The sequence below is a fragment of the Pseudomonas sp. LBUM1647 genome (assembly GCF_059716175.1).
On the sequence record NZ_CP166809.1, the window covers coordinates 3,498,901 to 3,516,301 of the forward strand.

Genomic DNA, 17,401 nt, shown 5'->3' on the forward strand with positions numbered 1-17,401 from the left:
TTATTCCTCAGTCAACGCGGAACCTGCCCGGTCGAGCAGCGGTTTGAACAAATAGTTGAGGAGTGAACGTTCACCAGTGCGCACGAACATTTCCGCCGGCATGCCAGGCTTGATCACCAGGCCGTTGAGTTTTTCCATGGCCTGATCGCTGACGCTGCTGCGCAGTACGTAATAGGGCGCACCGGTTTTCTCGTCGATCATCTGGTCGGCGGAGATCAGGCTGACTTCGCCGGGCACGCGCGGCGTGCGGCTCTGGTTGAATGCCGTGAACAAGATGTCCACCGGCAAGTGCGTGCCGACCTTGTCGACCAGGTTGACCGGCAGGTGCCCTTCCACCTCCAGACTCGTCCCCTGAGGCACGATCTCCAGCAGGGTTTCGCCCTGACGCACCACCGCGCCCACGGTGTGAACCCCGAGGTTGACCGCAATGCCATCGGCCGTGGCGATGATCTCGCTGTGTTGCAAATCGAACCCGGCGGAGGTCAGTTGCTCTTCCAGCGTCACGCTTTTCAATTGCGCATCGGCAAGCTGGGTACGGACTTCTTTCTGGTATTCCTCGATGTGCTGTTGCAGTTTCAGCCGCGATTCGAGGATGCCCTGCTCCACACGGCCGCTGTCGCCGGTGTTTTCTGCCAGTTGTTGCTGAACCTGCGACAGCTGACGCTGGTACTCCATCAACCGATTGCGCGGGATGTAGCCGTTATCCGCCAAGGGCTGAAGGTTGCTCAGCTGTTGTTGCAGAGAGCTGGCCTGGGCAGTCAAGTCCGTGCGGGCGCGGCGCATGCCGGCCAGTTGCGCGCTGGCGCCTTCGATGCTGGCGCGCAAGGCAGCCTGTTCGCGGGAAAACGCTTCACGGCGGCTGCTGAACAACTGCCGTTGACCTTCCAGCACCAAGGCCAGACGCGGGTCAGGATTGTTGCTCAGTTCAGCGGGGAAACTCACCTGTTTGAGGTTGTCCCGTTCACTCTGCCACCGCGCCAGACTGGCCCAGGCCATGCGGTATTGCGCTTGCAGCGATTGCACGTCAGCGGCGACTTGCGTCTGGTCGAGCTGGAACAATGGCTGGCCCTGCTTCACCACTTGACCCTCGCGCACCAGAATCTGGCTGACCACCCCACTGCTCATCGATTGCACGGCTTTGCGCTTGCCCGACACCACAACCGTGCCTTGCACGGGAATGCCTTGGTCAAGAGGCGCGAGACTGGCCCAGGTGAAGAAACTGCCGGCGCCGACGATCGCCAGAACCCAGCCCATGCGGACGAAGAAACGCGCGTCGCGCTCAGGGCGTTCTGCGATGTAGTCGTGTTCCATGGTGGCTTCGCTGATGTTGCTCATACACCCGAATTCCTTGTCGAGGGCTGATACTGCCGGCTCATGCTGAGCCCGCCCGGTGCTTGCGCGGTTTTCTCCCGCTGCTGTTCCTGATTGGCTGCGAGTGCCTTGAGTACATCCTGGCTGGCACCGAAGGCTTGCAAGCGTCCTTCGTTGAGCACCAGCAACTTGTCGGCCTGGGCCAGCGCCGAGGAACGGTGGGTGACCAGAATCACGCTGGTGCCTTGGGCTTTCATTTGCACAATCGCGCTGGCCAGTGCCGCTTCGCCCACGGTGTCGAGGTTGGAATTCGGTTCATCCAGCACCACCAGGCGCGGGTTGCCATACAACGCGCGCGCCAGGGCCACGCGCTGCTTCTGCCCCCCAGACAAGCCGCTGCCGTCCTCGCCGAGCACGGTGTCGTAGCCTTGCGGCATGCGCAGAATCAGTTCGTGAACACCGGCCTGTTGCGCGGCTTCAACGACTTTTTGCGGGTCCGCCTCGCTGAACCGGGCGATGTTTTCGGCGATGCTGCCGCTGAACAGCTCGATGTCTTGCGGCAGATAACCGATGTAGGGACCGAGATCGTCGCGGTTCCAGCGATGAATGTCCGCGCCGTCGAGCCGCACCGTACCGCCCAGCGTCGGCCAGACGCCGACCAGCACCCGGGCCAGGGTCGATTTGCCGGAACCGGATGCGCCGAGCACCCCCAGCACTTCTCCCGCGCCGAGGCTGAAATTGATTAAATGCAGCGTGGCGGCCCGTTGCCCCGGCGGCGCGGCGCTGACCTGCTCGAACGCGATCTGGCCTTTCGGCGCCGGCAGCGCCATGGCCTCGTCACTCGGTGGAAAGGCTTGCAGCAACGAATCAAGACGACGGTAAGCGAGCTTGGCGCCGCTCCACTGTTTCCATACGGCGATCAACTGATCGATGGGGCTCAGGACGCGCCCCATCAGAATGGAACCGGCGATCATCATCCCGGCCGTCATATCACCCTTGATCACCAGCAATGCACCCAGACCCAACACCAACGATTGCAGGCACAGACGCAGGGTTTTGCTCAGGGAGCTGATGACGGCACCGGTGTCGCTGGCCTGATTTTGCAGACCGAGAAAACGCGAGTGCACCTGGAACCAGCGTTTACGCAATGCGCCGAGCATGCCCATGGCCTGAATGGTTTCGGCATTGTGCAGGTGACTGGTGGCCAGTTGGCTGGATTTCTGGGAAAACCCTGCGGCTTCGCCCAGGGGCTTTTTGGTCATTGTCTCGTTGAGGCAAGCAAGGCCGATCAACAGCACCGTGCCCACCGTCGCAAACACGCCGAGCCAGACATTGAACAGGTAGATCACGAACAGATAGACCGGAAACCACGGCGCATCGAAGAAGGCAAACAGCGCAGGACCGGTGACGAATTGGCGAATTTGCGTCAGGTCCCCCAAGGCTTGCCCGGCGTTGCCCTCGCCCCGAAACAGGTTGCGCTCGAATGCGGCCTGATAAACCCGCAGGTTGAAGCGGCGCTCCAGTTGGCTGCCGATGCGGATAACGATGAAGCTACGCACGATCTCAAGCAAACCGATGAAGGCAAAGAACCCGACCACCATCAACGACAGCATCGCCAGGGTGGTTTCGTTTTGCGAAGACAGCACGCGATCGTAGACCTGAAGCATGTAAATCGACGGGACCAGCATCAGCACGTTAATTAACGCGGTAAAACAACCGACGCTGATCAGGATGCTCTTGTAGTCGCCCAGCGCTTTGAATAATGGTGCGGTGGCCGGGCTCTTTGCCATCTTCATGGGTTATTCCTGAGGTGTTATTCCTCGCCTTAGCGGGCGAAGTTTCCATTAACTGTCCGCGCAGGGGCGGATATAGGCTTTGTGGTAGCACTTACAAACTAATAACAACTTTTCGTGGGCGACAGAGCGCTTCGATTAGTTGTGCTGTGCTTATGCCGGTAATGACCAACGTTATATTCGAGTCGTGTTATTGCACCTGGCGCACAAGTGTTATGACCAGATCGGATTTCAATGTGGCTTTATGCGATCCGTCGCGTTGGCGGCTGAGAAATAGAATCTTCGAACCTTCTTTGCCGGTGATCGCCAGGCCATCCGGCTCAGGGAACCAGCCGATCGCAGATTCGCCGTCCAGCCAGGCGCTGAGACAATCAGCGCCCTCACCCAGCGTCTGTTTCGGTTGAAAGTCGATGACGCAGACGTTGGACGGTTTGTCCTGCAACGCCTGGGACTCTGGTGAGTCATCTTTGGCGATCAGGGTCGCCTGCCATTTTCCGGCCAGTTCCGAGGGGTCTGCTAATTTCAGGCTGCTCGCCATGGCTAAATCTCCAAAAAACATCATGAACGTCGCCAATAGCCACGCGGTTGCTCTGTAAGTGAAGCCGTTATGGATCATAAGGCGCTTTACTCATTTCAAGGGGCAGAGAGCAGCGCGTCTGCGCCGCCCTCCTTTTCACCTCACATTACGCAGCGATGTCGGAGACAGCCGCCTGGCCCACGGTGCTGACCAGGAAATCAGCCACGCCATGCCCGGAGAAGTCCACCGACAACAGACTGTTGCCGCCCGAAGAGGTCAGCACAGCATCGCCTGCCGCACCGGTGAACGAGTTCACGAAATGCAGGCCCGCGCCGTTGGTGATACCGGTCAGGTCGATCTTGTCCAGACCGCTGACAAAATCGAGGATCTGGTCGATTGCACCGGGTTTGGAATCGCTGCTGGCGGCGAACACGAAGGTATCCGAACCGGCTCCACCCCACAGTTTGTCCGCGCCGCCCGCGCCGAAAAGGATGTCGTTGCCGGCACCGCCCTTCAGTTCGTTGGACACGCTGTTGCCGATCAGCAGGTCGCTGCCCGAACCGCCGATAGCGTTCTCGACGGTGACGCCCTTGGCGATGGACACGTTACCCACCAGGCCGCCAACGTCGGAGAACGAGGCCTCATTGAGGTTGATCTTCTGGTTTTGGGTAAAACCGGAGAAGTCCAGTGTGTCCTTGCCGCCCGCATCCCAAACCGAAAACACAACCTTGTCCGACGACGAAGTCGCGCTCAGGAAGTCGCGCCCGGCGTTGGAGTTGAAGCCGTAAGTGGTGTCGCCGGTACGGGTGCTGGTGTTGGCGCCGTAGAGCTTTTGGATGGCCGCGATATCGTCCATCAGCGGACCGGACGAATAGGCTTCGACGCCGCCCTTGCTGAAGTTCTGGCTGGTATTGCTTTCACTCCAGTAGCTCATGACGCTGTAGCCGCGGGTGTCTTGCCCGTAGGACGCGTCGTTGTAGGTCGGAGCGCCCTCGCCGGCGTTGTAGTCGCCAGGGTGGGCCAGGCCCAGGGTGTGACCGATTTCGTGGGTAAGGGTTTGCCGGCCATAATTATTCAGGTCCGGCGTCTTGTTTGGCGTGTAGCTGCTGTTGGTCAGGTACCAGGAAGTACCGTCGTAACCCGCGCCCGTGCCAGGCAGATAGGCAAAAGCCGCCGCACCATCCTGGCCGCCACTGTAGTTGCCGAAGGTCATGTGACCGTCGCCGCCCGTAGTCTTGTCAGTGAAGGTGACATTGGCCACGTCGGCCCAGGATTGCATGGCCAGCACGGCCTGGCCTTTCTGCTGAGCGCTGAACTGGCTGAACCCGGTGATCCCATGTTTGTTCATGGTGCTCGACGACGCCGAGGTCAGGAACGTGTAGGTGAGTTCGATTTTGCCGCTGCCGTCCTTGTCCTGGTAGGCAGCGCCATCGCGCAGCAATTGGGTCGCTGCCTGGTCGACGGAGAAGGAGGGTTTGCCATTGACCGTGAGGTTACCGCCCCGATCATACTGATGGCTGAAGCTATTGATCTGGTTGAACGCAGAACTGGATGCAGCCAATGCTTGCAGTGGCTGGAACGCCTGTTCGGCGGTATCAATAGCGTTGTCTTTTACTTTCGACATAAACACACTTCCTTGTTTAGCTATGGAACAGTTTTTGTCAGACAGCGACAATCTCTGGCGAGATCGTCCTATCACTCGCCCAATGAAGGCGAAAGAAAACTGACACAATTCGAAATCAAACGTCTACATTTTTTTTGACGTCAAATTGAGTTGTTCCTGCAAGTACCCGGAAACAATGCCTGTGCTGTCGAAATATTGTTTGTTAGATGGCAGTTTGCGCAAATCGTCTGACGATTGGATATTTAATTATTAAATAGAGGTAAGTTGTTTTTTGTCGATGGGGTCTCACTTTGAGTGAGTTATTAATATGAGTGCCGGCGTATTGATATCAGTTGGAGATTTGTTGAACTTTAGATTTTTACGACTGCTGCGCAGCCGAACGCAGCCTTCGGCAGCTGCTACAAGGATTGCGGTGTATGCGAAACCTGTAGCAGCTGGCGTAGCCTGCGTTCGGCTGCGCAGCAGTCGTCAGATACTCACAACCAACACGCATCCCAAAGTGGGTAGTCATGAACCCGTGTCACCAGTCCTGCTCGTATGGGGTTGGCCACGACATATCGAGCAAGATCTTTCACATCCTCCTCTCGCCGAACCGCACGATCGTGGTAACCCTTCTGCCACAACCGCCCTCGCCGTCCTAATGCTTGATTAACCGCCAAGCTACTCCGGGATTTTACGCGGCACATAAGCTCGGCCAGCGTCTTGTCGTGCAACTGCACCAGGCAGTGCATATGATCCGGCATCACAACCCACGTCAAAAAATCCGCCCAACCCTCCTCCTGCGCCTGACGCAACTCCTGAACGACCAACCTCCCCAGTCGCCAATCAACAAAAAACGGCTGTCGCTGATCAACGACAACCGTTAGCAAGTAAATGCGTCCTGACTCAGAAAAGCGACCAACGCGTAGCTGACCCGCATTTGTACGACCAAGCATTCCATTGCCTCTTGATCCATCGATAGGAGGCCAGGAATCTACAGCGTTACCTGCCAGCCCGACTGGCCGCAATGACTACAAGATATGCAGCCTTAGCTCCCTGTCCGAATCTTGTTCCAGACCCGCGTGCGCACTCGGTCAATGTTCAGCGGCATTGCCTCCAGCGCAAACAATTTCCCCATCATGTCCGGGCTCGGATAGACCTTGGTGTCATTCTTGATCGCCGGGTCGATCAGACTGTCGGCCTGCTCGTTACCGTTGGCGTAGTGCACGTAGTTGCTGATGCTGGCCATGACGTCCGGGCGCAGCAGGTAGTTCATGAAGGCGTAACCGGCTTTTTCGTCCGGGGCGTCGACCGGCATGGCGACCATGTCGAACCAAATGGCGGCGCCTTCCTTGGGAATCGCATAGCCGATGTCGATGCCGTTCTTGGCTTCTTTCGCGCGGTTTTCGGCTTGCAGAATGTCGCCGGAGAAGCCAACGGCCACGCAGATGTCGCCATTGGCCAGGTCGCTGGTGTACTTGGACGAGTGGAAATAGCTGACATACGGGCGGACTTTCATCAGCAGCGCTTCTGCCTTTTTGTAGTCTTCCGTGTTTTTGCTGTGATGCGGCAGGCCCAGGTAATTCAGTGCCGCCGGCAACAGTTCGGGGCCGTTGTCGAGGATGGCCACGCCGCACTTCTGCAGCTTTTGCATGTTTTCGGGTTTGAAAATCAGGTCCCAGGAATCCACTGGCGCGTCATCACCCAACACGGCCTTGACCTTGGCGATGTTGTAACCGATGCCGGTGCTGCCCCAGAGGTACGGGAAGCCGTGTTCGTTGCCCGGATCGTTGGTTTGCAAGGCCTTGAGCAGCGCCGGGTTGAGATTTTTCCAGTTCGGCAGTTGGCTCTTGTCGAGTTTCTTCAGCGCCACGCCTTGAATCTGCCGCGCCATGAAGTGGTTTGACGGGAAGACCACATCGTAGCCGGATTTGCCGGTCATCAATTTGCCGTCGAGGGTTTCATTGCTGTCGAAGACGTCGTAGCTGAACGCGATGCCGGTTTCTTTCTGGAAATTTTTGGTGGTGTCCGGGGCGATGTATTCCGACCAGTTGTAGATCTTGACGGTCTCGGCCGCGTGGCCGAGGGTCGCGAAGAGGGCAAGGGGAGCCAGAGTCAGTGTCTTTCGGATCATGAGTCGATTCCTGATGGGTTTGTTGTTGTTGGCAGGCAATCAGAGGATCAAAAAATCAAAACGTAGGTCTTGCGCACGGTTTCCTGGATATCCCAGATACCGAGGCTGTTGGCTGGCAACATCAGTGCATCGCCGGCTTCTATGTGCAGGGTTTCACCGTCATCCGGGGTAAACGTGCAGCGCCCCTGGATGAAGTGACAGAACTCCTGGGCGACGATCTGCCGCCGCCAGCGGCCGGGCGTGCATTCCCAGACGCCGGTTTCGACGCCATCGTCGCGTTCAACGCTGGTGGTCGAGGCCACCGCCACAGGCATGCCCAGTGGTACGGCGACCGGATTCGACTCTTCCAGTTTCAGGGTTGCGGTGTTCTTGAACTGCGTGATGCTCATGGGAGTACCTGTCGATTGAGCCTATAGATGAAGAGCGCGCGTTTACTGCATGAAACCTTCCATGAAGCCGGCAATACCGGTGGCCAGTTTGCGACGCCATGGTGCAGTGGCCGGGTTGGCCAGGGTCTGGTCTTCATGGGCGAAGCTGCGGATGATCGCGTTGTAACCAAGCCAGCGGCAGGGCTCGGGCTCCCAGGCCCGGAGCGCGTCGAGCCCTCCCTGGATGACCCACGGTTGGCGAACCAGCTCGGTGTCGCGCTGCAGAATCAGGTCGGCCAGGGTCCGGCCACCCAGGTTGCTGGCACCGACGCCCTCCCCGCCATAGCCACCCGACAAGGCGATGCCGCTGGCCTGATCGCACAGCATGTGCGGCTTGAAACGCCGGGACATCCCCAGATTGCCGCCCCAGGCATGGGTAATCCGCACGTTCTTGAGCTGCGGGAAGAGTTCGCCAAACAGATAACGTCGCAGCTCCACTTCGCTGGTCGTCAAGTCGAAGTCATGGCGCAACTTGGCAGCAAACTGATAACCGCCCCGCGCGCCGAACACCAACCGGTTGTCAGCCGTGCGCTGACCGTAAGTGACCTGGCGACTGTTTTCGCTGAAGGCCTGGCCGCGACTCAGGCCGATTTCATCCCACGTGGCAGCGGATAGCGGCTCGGTGGCCACGATCAAGCTTTGCACCGGCAGCTGATAACGCCCCAAAGGTGGCAAGGTGACCGAGTAACCTTCGACCGCCGGCACGATCCAACGGCTGCGAACCGAGGCTTTCACCGTGCGCAGGCCACCCGATTGCCATTGGGTGACCGGGCTGTTCTCGTAAATCCTGACGCCCATTTTCTCCACTGTCCGAGCCAGACCTCGCACCAACTTTGCCGGGTGAATGGTCGCGACGTGCGGTGCATAGATACCGCCATAAGGTTTGGCGACTCTGATCTGTTGCGCCAACTGCTCGGGGCTGAGCCAGCGGTAATCGCTTTCGGTCAATCCCTGGCTATAGAGGGTGTCGAGATAGTGCCGAAGGCTGGCTTCCTGTTCCGGATAGCGTGCAGCGCAATACAGCGCCCCGCCTTTGCGGTAATCGCAGTTGATGTCTTCACGTTCAAGGACCATCCCGACTTCATCCGGAATGCCGTGCAGCAAATCGAAAGAAGCCCGGCGCTGTTCGGGCGACAAGTCGGCGAGCAGGCGGTCTTCGCCCAGCACATTGCCCATCAGCCAGCCGCCGTTACGCCCCGAGGCGCCAAAACCGGCGGTTTGCGCTTCAACGATGGCAATATTTAGGTCAGGCGCCAGGCGCTTGAGGTAGTACGCCGTCCAGAGCCCGGTGTACCCCGCGCCAATGATGGCGACGTCGACGTCCAGATCCTGTTCCAGCGCCGGGCGCGCGAGTAACGGCTCGTCGAGTTGATCCATCCACAAACTGATAGTGCGCCACGCCGACATGCAAGACTCCGCCACTCAAACTTCGATGGCGTCGATCCTAGTGTGTGGACTTAGAGGCTGTCTTGCGCGCGTGCACGCAAAGAAATTTGTTTTACGTAGGCCTTGGGCGACTGGCCGGTGTGCTGACGGAAGCAGCTATAAAACGCCGACAGCGAATTGAACCCGGCGGCAAACGCCAGTTCGTCGACACGCAGTGGCGGCGTGGCGTTATCCAGTGTCGCGAGCAAATGCTGCAGCCGCGCCTGGTTGACGTATCGATAGAAGCTCTGGCCAAGCACCTGATTCAGCAGGTAGGAAATCTGATTGCGGCTGTACCCGCACTCCTTCGCCACCCGTTGCAGGTCCAGTTCGGGATCGAGATAAGGTTGTTGGCGCTGAAAATATTGCTGCAAGTCGTCAGCCATGAAACTCAGCTGGCGTGCAGACAGCCCGAGCCGACTGGCCGCCGGGCGTTGGCTGCTGGCGACTTTGCTGACGGGCTGTTCATGTACCAGCGAGGCATATTCGTTGACCCGCCAGATCAGCCCGTCACGGACGGTAATCGCCTCGCTAGCCCGGAACGACACCAGGCCTTCACCGCCGCGAAGGGTTATACGGTACTGAATGAACGCCGTGTTGCCGTCCAGACGAATACGGTCCGAGTGTTCCAGGGCTTCATCGGGATCTCGGGGCATGCTGCTGCGCACGTATTCACGTAATTCGGACAGCCCCATCACACGGTTCTGGAAAAAATCGCTGTACTGAATCCCCGGGTGATAGAGCGCCATCACCCCGTCCAGGTCCCGGTGTTTCCAGCGCAAGTGATAACGCATCACCGTGTCGCCAGTGGCCTGGGTTTGCAGCGGACCATCATCATCGGCGCGCATAAAGGACTCGACGAGAAAACGCTGAGCTTGCCGAAGTTCGGCTTCAGCTTCAATGGCCAACGAGTGGTCGCCAATTGCCGGAAAGCCACCGTTTCCGTGACCTGCATCAAAAAAACTGAACCAATCGCTAAATGACCTGAAAAATCCACATTAATTTCACATCTGGATGCTACTTTTAAAGGCAGTCACCGGTTGAGCCATTGAAGGTTCTTCCCTCCTAACATGAGCTAAAGGAAGCGCTCGATGAATAAGGCGGGCTACAGATGAATAAAGGGTTCAGTAAAGTCACCTTTCCAAACGCCTGCCAGCTGATGCGCTGGCATTTTCATCCCATGGGTTTCGAGGCGAGCATGGATGCGCCGGGCAGCATGATTGCCCGTCTATTTGACCGTGCCAGTGGCGAGACCATGATCGCCATCGCCGGCATTCCTTGCGCGACGGTAATGAATGCTGCGGATGTAGAACGAATAATCGAAGCGGTGGAAGACGAGCTTGAGGCTTTCATTCCGCCCGCCGCCCTCAGGAGCTATGCCTGAAGGCTGAACACTCAACAACAAGCCCACGTTAAGTGGGCTTTTTTGTGCGCGACGATCTTTTACGGTTCACGCCGATGTCTTGCCCAGTCGGTGATCGGCAAAGAACACTTTGCCTTTGCCGATCCGATCGGAAGCTTTAGGCATGTTGACTGCCTGGGTGTCTTGCCCATCGACATACCAATAGCAATGACTCACCGCCCGAGTGATGCCGACGTAAGCCAGTCGTAGGATCTCGTCTTTCTGTGCGCTGTCATACGCTTCGCTGTCGCCTGTCTTGCCAAGACCCGCCATGCGGTAGACCTGGTTCTTGTACGGGGAACTGGTCAGGTGCTGACAATCACCCAGCAGGAACACGGCGTCAGCCTGAAGTCCCTTGGCGCTGTGATAAGTCAGCTGCTTCAGCCGCCGCGCTTCGTACGGCAAGCTAGAATCCACATTAACTACAGACTGAATATGCTCTTCTATCAATAACTTATCGCTGCTTTTTCGATAAAGCATCAAGATTGAATCGCCCTTTCTGTAATGTTCCATCAGGCGTTTGGCCATGCCTTGATCGTCGCGATCGAGAACGTTAACCGGCAGCAATGCCTTCGGCTCGCCACTGGCCTTGGCCTTCTTGCCAGCGATCGCCGGCGCCGCACGAACGATATGTTCGGCGGCATCGATGATGTGTTGATGGCTGCGATAGTTGTCGCTCAGCATCACCTTGGTCGTGCTCGGCGAAGGGAATTCCTTGTTGAATTCCATGAAATACGTCGGCGAACTGCCCCGCCAGCCATAAATGGACTGCCAGTCATCGCCAACACAGAGCAAAGAGGAACGTTGTGCGCCGCGTCCCACGTGCATGGCCGGGCCCCGACTGCGGATTTCCGTCAGGCTCGCACGGATCCAGGAAACGATCTGTGGCGATACGTCCTGAAATTCGTCGATCATCAAGTGCGACATCGGCCTGAGCAGCTCATCGCTCAGCAGTTTCAGGTTTTCCGGCGAATGTTCGCTGAACAAGGCGAACATCCGGTTGTAGGTCATCACCGGTGACTTCTGATCGAGCAGGTGATCTTCCAGCGCTCGCCAGTACAGGCTCATGGCCTCGAAGAAAAACCGGTCGGGGTCGTCCTTTGCAAAACTCATCTGGCCCACGGCATTGGGTACATCCAGGCCAAGATTCTCGATAAATCCGGCGGCAGCGACAAAACAGTCCAGTAACGGCGCAGAGCTGAGCTCGCCCTTGACCTTGTAATCAAAGCCCGGCCCGGCACTGGCATCGCCTCCAAGGGACGCCAATACACGCTTTGATGATTCGTAACTATCCAGCCATATCAACGGCTTACGACAGAAAGCTTGAAACAGGGTGCGCTTGACAGCCCATTCCGCGCGCACGCTCAATTTGGCATTCGGGCGGCTGACCTGCGGGTTTTCCCGGAGATCGAACCCCAGCACCACCCAAGCGTCCAGGCTCGGAATATAGCCATGACAATGAAATGTTGAGCCGTTGATATCGAACGTCTGGCGCTTCGGCTCAATGCCTTTAATTGGCCAGGCACCCGCGCGAAACCACAAATCTTCGATAGCGTCGCAGAGTTCTTCATCACGCTTGGCGGCCAGTTCGGTCACGGCCATGCGCTTTTGCACGTCCGGGTGATCGCGCTCCAGTTCCTTGAGTTGCAGCGCGTGACGGGACAATGGCTTGATCAATTCGCGAAAGCGCTCATTGCGAGTGTGCAGGCTGTGATAGCAAGCGTTGAGTTGCTGGCGCTGGGCGTCGTTGATGCGCAGGTCGAAAGGATTGCTGTCGACCTCCTCATCGCCGTTTTGCGCACGGTGGCTGAGGTTTTCGAAGGCTTGCAGCCGCTCGAAGCCCGGCAGACTGCGAACCATCGGCAGGATTCGCGAATGGAAGGTGCGCACCAGATCACGCGCCTCTTTGAAACTGAGCGACCGGCCCCAGAGTGCAAACAGCTCGATCAGTTTGTTGATGAAATCTTTGCGCGACTCACGGGTAAAGGTCACTACCGTCATCGAACTCAGCTCGAACCCCAGATAATGGGTCAGGAGCAAAATACGCAACACCAACGTGGTCGACTTGCCCGCACCCGCGCCGGCAATCACCGAGGTCGAAGGCGTGTCGCTGAAGATCATTTTCCACTGCGCGGTGCTGGGCTGGGCGTGCGGCGGCAGCAGTCGAACGACATCCGTCTTCATGCGCTTCTTCAACTCAGCGCTCAACGGCAGACGCCAATCGTCGAACAGATTCTCGTCAACGTTGGGCGGCCGGTGTTCGGTGGAGCGCGAGTCGCGGATCAGCAATACCTGCCGGCCTTCCTCCAACCCTTCAAGTTTGCCTTCCTTATAGCCGTAATCCACCCCGGCACTGTGCCCACTGCGAAAGCCGTCGGCCTGGCCATGCAACCAGGACGCACGGTGCTGTGCGCGCAGACGCGTCAGGCCGTGACCAAAGAACCGGGCGGCCAGACGCTTGAGCAGCGGCATCTCGGCCAGGGGACGAAGTTCAGGAGGAAGATCGGGGGTGTGTTGCGGCACGCGGGCTGACTCCAGGGTGTGAGGCTGTTGAGGGCTATGGTGTCTGCATTTGCCGTTCAGTTCTAGTGAAATGCTTACAGGTCATTGGCTTATGCGATGAAGTGAAGGTTGGGTGAGAATCTTTCGAGGTTATTTGATATCAAATTATTCGATTGTATTGAGGCATTTTTTACGCTTTTTATCGATCAGTGCCTGATAGATGATGCTCGCCATCAACCACCGGTTCGCGTTTCGTGGCTCAGGCGCTCTGCCCCATGACGAACCTTTTCAGGAGACGATCATGCTTGAACTCAGACCCTTCAAATCCCTGGGCGGCGCTAACCATGGCTGGTTGGATGCTCATCACCACTTTTCGTTCGCCGAATACCATGACCCAAAACGCATGAACTGGGGCAACCTGCGGGTGTGGAACGACGACGTGATTGCCTCTGGCACCGGGTTCCCGAAGCACCCGCACCGGGACATGGAAATCATCACTTATGTCCGTGAAGGCGCAATCACTCACGAAGACAACCTGGGCAACAAGGGTCGTACCGAAGCTGGCGACGTTCAGGTCATGAGCGCCGGCACCGGGATCGCCCACAGTGAATACAACCTGGAAGCGACCGAGACCAGGATCTTCCAGATCTGGATCATCCCGAACGAATCCGGTTTGGCACCGTCCTGGGGCGCCAAGCCTTTTCCAAAAGGCCAGCGCGAAGGTTTCGTAACGCTGGCGAGCGGTAAGGCCGGCGACGATCAAAGCCTGCGGATTCGAGCCGATGCGCGATTGGTGGCCGCGAACCTGAAGGCCGGTGAATCCGCCGAGTATCGCCTGGACAATGGCCGTCGCGCCTACCTGGTACCGGCCACCGGCGTCATTGAAGTCAATGGCTTGCGTGCACAAGCTCGAGACGGTATTGCGGTTGCCGATGAGCAGGTGTTGCGGGTGACCGCCATCGAAGACAGTGAAATCGTCCTGGTGGATCTGGCTTGATCGGGTAAACGCGGGACAAAAAAAGGGGCGACCGTCATGGTCGCCCCTTTTTACATTCCGGTGTTACTTCGCAGAGATCGCGCCGTCCACCAGTGTTTGCGCTTCTGCCACCAATTGCTTGAGGTGGTCGTCACTGACGAAGCTTTCAGCGTAAATCTTGTAGATGTCTTCAGTGCCCGACGGACGCGCCGCGAACCAGCCGTTCTCGGTCATGACTTTCAGACCGCCGATCGCCTGGTCGTTACCCGGTGCATGACTGAGGATGCTCTGGATCGCTTCGCCTGCCAGTTGGGTCGAGGTGACCTGGTCCGGCGACAATTTGCTCAGCAGTGCCTTCTGCTCAGGGTTGGCCTTGGCATCGACGCGCACCGAGAACGGTTCGCCCAGCTCATCGGTCAAGGCGCGATAGGCCTGACTTGGGTCGCGGCCGGTGCGGGCGGTCATTTCTGCGGCCAGCAGTGCCGGGATCAAGCCGTCCTTGTCGGTGCACCAGACGCTGCCATCCTTGCGCAGGAACGAAGCACCGGCACTTTCTTCGCCGCCAAAGCCCAGAGAGCCGTCGAACAGGCCGTCAGCAAACCACTTGAAGCCGACCGGCACTTCGTACAGGCGACGACCCAAACGTTTTGCCACGCGATCGATCAAGCCACTACTGACCACGGTTTTACCCACGGCCGCATCGGCGCGCCATTGCGGACGGTTCTGGAACAGATAGTCGATCGTTACGGCGAGGTAGTTGTTCGGCGCGAGCAAACCACCGGACGGGGTCACGATGCCATGGCGATCGTGGTCCGGGTCGCACGCGAATGCTACGTCGAAACGCTCTTTCAGACCGATAAGGCCCTGCATGGCGTGAGTGGACGATGGGTCCATGCGGATTTGGCCATCCCAGTCGACGGTCATGAAGCGGAAGGTCGGATCGACCTGTTTGTTGACCACTTCCAGATCCAGACGGTAATGCTCGGCAATCGCCGACCAGTAGCGCACCCCTGCTCCGCCCAGCGGATCGACACCCAGATGCAGCTTGGCATCACGGATGGCGTCGAAGTCGATCACGTTAACCAGGTCGGCGACGTAGGTATTGAGGTAATCGTGACGATGGGTCGTGCTGGCCTTCAGCGCCTGCTCGTAGCTGATGCGCTTGACGCCGGCGAGCTTGTTGCTCAGCAGTTCGTTGGCCTTGGCTTCGATCCACTTGGTGATGTGGGTATCGGCCGGACCACCGTTGGTAGGGTTGTATTTGTAGCCACCGCTTTGCGGCGGGTTATGGGACGGCGTGATGACGATGCCGTCCGCCAGACCCGACGTACGCCCGCGGTTGTAGCAGAGAATGGCGTGGGAAATGGCCGGTGTCGGGGTGTATTCGTCACCTTCGGCGATCATTACCGTGACGCCGTTGGCGGCCAGCACTTCAAGGGCACTGGCGCCGGCCGGGGTGGACAGCGCGTGGGTGTCGATGCCGACGAACAGCGGGCCGTCAATGCCTTGGGCTTCGCGGTACAGGCAGATTGCCTGGCTGATCGCCAAAACGTGCCATTCGTTGAAACTCAAGTCGAACGAGCTGCCTCGGTGCCCGGACGTGCCAAAAGCTACGCGCTGGGTCGAAATGGCGGCATCGGGCTGACCGGTGTAATAGGCCGTTACCAGTCGCGGGATGTCGACCAACAGTTCTACCGGTGCCGGTTTGCCCGCAAAAGGACTGAGTGTCATGCAAAACCTCTGAAGTCGAGTGGTTCAGGAATAGGAACGCAGTTTACTGGCAGTTTGACCGCAACGCGATGGGATCGATCCATGAGTGTCACGCAGGGTGTGTGACCCCGTTCAATCGATCGACTCCAGACGCAAGGCGTCCCCTAACAAGCCCATTGCCGCGGCAAGGTCGTGATCACCGCCGAAGGTGTGACTCAGGCGCAAGTGTTGCGCATGCAAGCCCTGGAGACTGAACAGCTCTCCCGGTGCGATCACCACCTGGTGCTTGAGCAGGCGTTGGAACACCCGACGTACATCGACCTCGCGCAGCGAACGAACCCAGATGGTTGCACCTCCCTGGGGTTCGACAAAGTGCACGGCATCTCCCAGACGCTCCTGCAGCAGCTGCGTCATCTGCACCTTGCGGTCCTTGAGCATCCGCCGTAATACCTGAAGGTGCTGATCGACACGTCCGTTGCCGTACAAGCGAGCGATGGCTTTCTGGCGAATCGGTGACAAGCGGAACGAACGCAGCAGAAAGTACCGTTGCAGTTCAGCACTGAAGTGCCGCGACAGCAGATAGCCGTATGGCGCCTCCGGTCCGATGATTTTCTCGAAGGTGGAAAACACGATCAGCCGATCAGGGTCCAGCAAGTCACGAAACCGCTGGCCGTCCGGTTCGAATCCGAGTTCGCCGTAACAGTCGTTTTCCAACACCCAACTGCCATGTCGCTCCAGCAACTGCGCGACGACTTGTCGGTTTTCGTCGGGTGCCAGGCTGCCTCGCGGCATGTTCAGCCCGGATGAAACCATCACCAGCCGCACCGGCTCGGTCTCCAGCAGCTCCTTGAGCCATTCGACGTCCAGGCCACCGCTGGATTGCACCGCCAGCTCGATCACTCGAACCTGCGCAGCCTGGAGCAACCGCAGAATCGCCCAGTCGCACGGCGACTCGACCAGCACCGTGGCGTCCTTGAGATTCAACACAGCGATCAGTATTTCCAGCACGCCACGCAGGTCGGCGCCAATATAGACATCGTCGGCATGCCAGCAGCGCAGCGGCGAGGTGGTGTAGCGCGCTGCCAGGGCAATGCGCAACTCCAGCTCGCCGCAAGGTTGCGATGTCGGTTGCGGCTGACGCGGATACTGGCGCAGCAGTTCTCGTTCCAGCAGTAACAACGGACTGTCTAGGGGTTGCAACAACGCCGGTTCATCGGCGCTCAAGACCAGCATTCCGGGACGTCTGGCGTTGACATAAACGGTTTCGAGCAGGTCATTGCCACTGCTGAGCGTGCTGATGGAGGACACCGGTAACGCGTAATATCCGGACTTGGCCACTGAATAAACGCGCCCTTCCTTCTCCAGAAGCGAATAAGCGTACTGAATGGTCGAGATCGACACGCTCAGACGCTCCGCCAACTGTCGCAACGAAGGCAGACGGACTCGCGTGTCACTGACCGGTTCGTTGATCAGGTTAGTCAGATATCGATACACCGCCTGATACGCGAAGTCAGTTTCTCGTGGCCCTTTCATGGGCGAGGGCCGAATGCCGTGTGAACGTCATCATGCATCGTCAAGAAATCTGTCAAGCCACGCACTT

Annotated in this window: 14 protein-coding genes; 2 read left to right on the plus strand and 12 right to left on the minus strand. The window is 58.2% G+C overall.

Annotation, left to right across the window (positions count from 1 at the left end):
* The 9 genes from ACA059_RS15830 to ACA059_RS15870 form a co-directional block, all read right to left on the minus strand.
* Nucleotides 1–1,335 (minus strand): HlyD family type I secretion periplasmic adaptor subunit, encoded by a 1,335-nt coding sequence (locus ACA059_RS15830; protein WP_497630012.1) that lies wholly within the window; start codon nt 1,333–1,335, stop codon nt 1–3.
* On the minus strand, nt 1,332–3,107 hold the full coding sequence (locus ACA059_RS15835) for a type I secretion system permease/ATPase (RefSeq protein ID WP_497630013.1): 1,776 nt from the start codon (nt 3,105–3,107) through the stop codon (nt 1,332–1,334). The genes ACA059_RS15830 and ACA059_RS15835 overlap by 4 nt, the downstream gene beginning before the upstream one ends.
* A gap of 187 nt (nt 3,108–3,294) precedes the next feature.
* Nucleotides 3,295–3,720, minus strand: coding sequence for an AprI/Inh family metalloprotease inhibitor (locus ACA059_RS15840; protein WP_497630014.1), 426 nt, complete (start codon nt 3,718–3,720; stop codon nt 3,295–3,297).
* A 67-nt stretch (nt 3,721–3,787) separates the two neighbouring features.
* Nucleotides 3,788–5,245 (minus strand): serralysin family metalloprotease, encoded by a 1,458-nt coding sequence (locus ACA059_RS15845; protein WP_497630015.1) that lies wholly within the window; start codon nt 5,243–5,245, stop codon nt 3,788–3,790.
* A gap of 476 nt (nt 5,246–5,721) precedes the next feature.
* Nucleotides 5,722–6,180: an REP-associated tyrosine transposase gene (locus tag ACA059_RS15850; RefSeq protein WP_497630016.1), complete on the minus strand. Its 459-nt coding sequence runs from the start codon at nt 6,178–6,180 to the stop codon at nt 5,722–5,724.
* Between the two features lie 92 nt (nt 6,181–6,272).
* Nucleotides 6,273–7,358, minus strand: coding sequence for a polyamine ABC transporter substrate-binding protein (locus ACA059_RS15855; protein WP_497630017.1), 1,086 nt, complete (start codon nt 7,356–7,358; stop codon nt 6,273–6,275).
* Nucleotides 7,359–7,405: 47 nt separating this feature from the next.
* Nucleotides 7,406–7,747: a cupin domain-containing protein gene (locus ACA059_RS15860; protein WP_056743722.1), complete on the minus strand. Its 342-nt coding sequence runs from the start codon at nt 7,745–7,747 to the stop codon at nt 7,406–7,408.
* 42 nt (nt 7,748–7,789) lie between these two features.
* Entirely contained in the window at nt 7,790–9,193 is a 1,404-nt protein-coding gene (locus ACA059_RS15865) for an NAD(P)/FAD-dependent oxidoreductase (RefSeq protein ID WP_497630018.1), read from the minus strand.
* A 50-nt stretch (nt 9,194–9,243) separates the two neighbouring features.
* Nucleotides 9,244–10,059 (minus strand): helix-turn-helix domain-containing protein, encoded by an 816-nt coding sequence (locus ACA059_RS15870; RefSeq protein WP_497630019.1) that lies wholly within the window; start codon nt 10,057–10,059, stop codon nt 9,244–9,246.
* Nucleotides 10,060–10,322: 263 nt separating this feature from the next.
* Between ACA059_RS15870 and ACA059_RS15875 the strand changes: the two genes are divergently transcribed.
* Complete coding sequence (locus tag ACA059_RS15875) at nt 10,323–10,595, plus strand: DUF1652 domain-containing protein (protein ID WP_008156356.1); 273 nt, start codon at nt 10,323–10,325, stop codon at nt 10,593–10,595.
* A 66-nt stretch (nt 10,596–10,661) separates the two neighbouring features.
* Here ACA059_RS15875 and ACA059_RS15880 read toward each other — a convergent pair whose 3' ends face one another.
* Nucleotides 10,662–13,136, minus strand: coding sequence for a UvrD-helicase domain-containing protein (locus ACA059_RS15880; RefSeq protein WP_497630020.1), 2,475 nt, complete (start codon nt 13,134–13,136; stop codon nt 10,662–10,664).
* Nucleotides 13,137–13,416: 280 nt separating this feature from the next.
* Here ACA059_RS15880 and ACA059_RS15885 point away from each other — a divergent pair, with 280 nt between their 5' ends.
* Nucleotides 13,417–14,112: a pirin family protein gene (locus ACA059_RS15885; RefSeq protein ID WP_056743751.1), complete on the plus strand. Its 696-nt coding sequence runs from the start codon at nt 13,417–13,419 to the stop codon at nt 14,110–14,112.
* Nucleotides 14,113–14,175: 63 nt separating this feature from the next.
* Here ACA059_RS15885 and pgm read toward each other — a convergent pair whose 3' ends face one another.
* Nucleotides 14,176–15,822, minus strand: a complete 1,647-nt coding sequence (gene pgm / locus ACA059_RS15890) for a phosphoglucomutase (alpha-D-glucose-1,6-bisphosphate-dependent) (RefSeq protein WP_497630021.1) — start codon at nt 15,820–15,822, stop codon at nt 14,176–14,178.
* Between the two features lie 111 nt (nt 15,823–15,933).
* Nucleotides 15,934–17,334: an aminotransferase-like domain-containing protein gene (locus ACA059_RS15895; protein WP_497630022.1), complete on the minus strand. Its 1,401-nt coding sequence runs from the start codon at nt 17,332–17,334 to the stop codon at nt 15,934–15,936.
* Between the last annotated feature and the right edge of the window lie 67 nt (nt 17,335–17,401).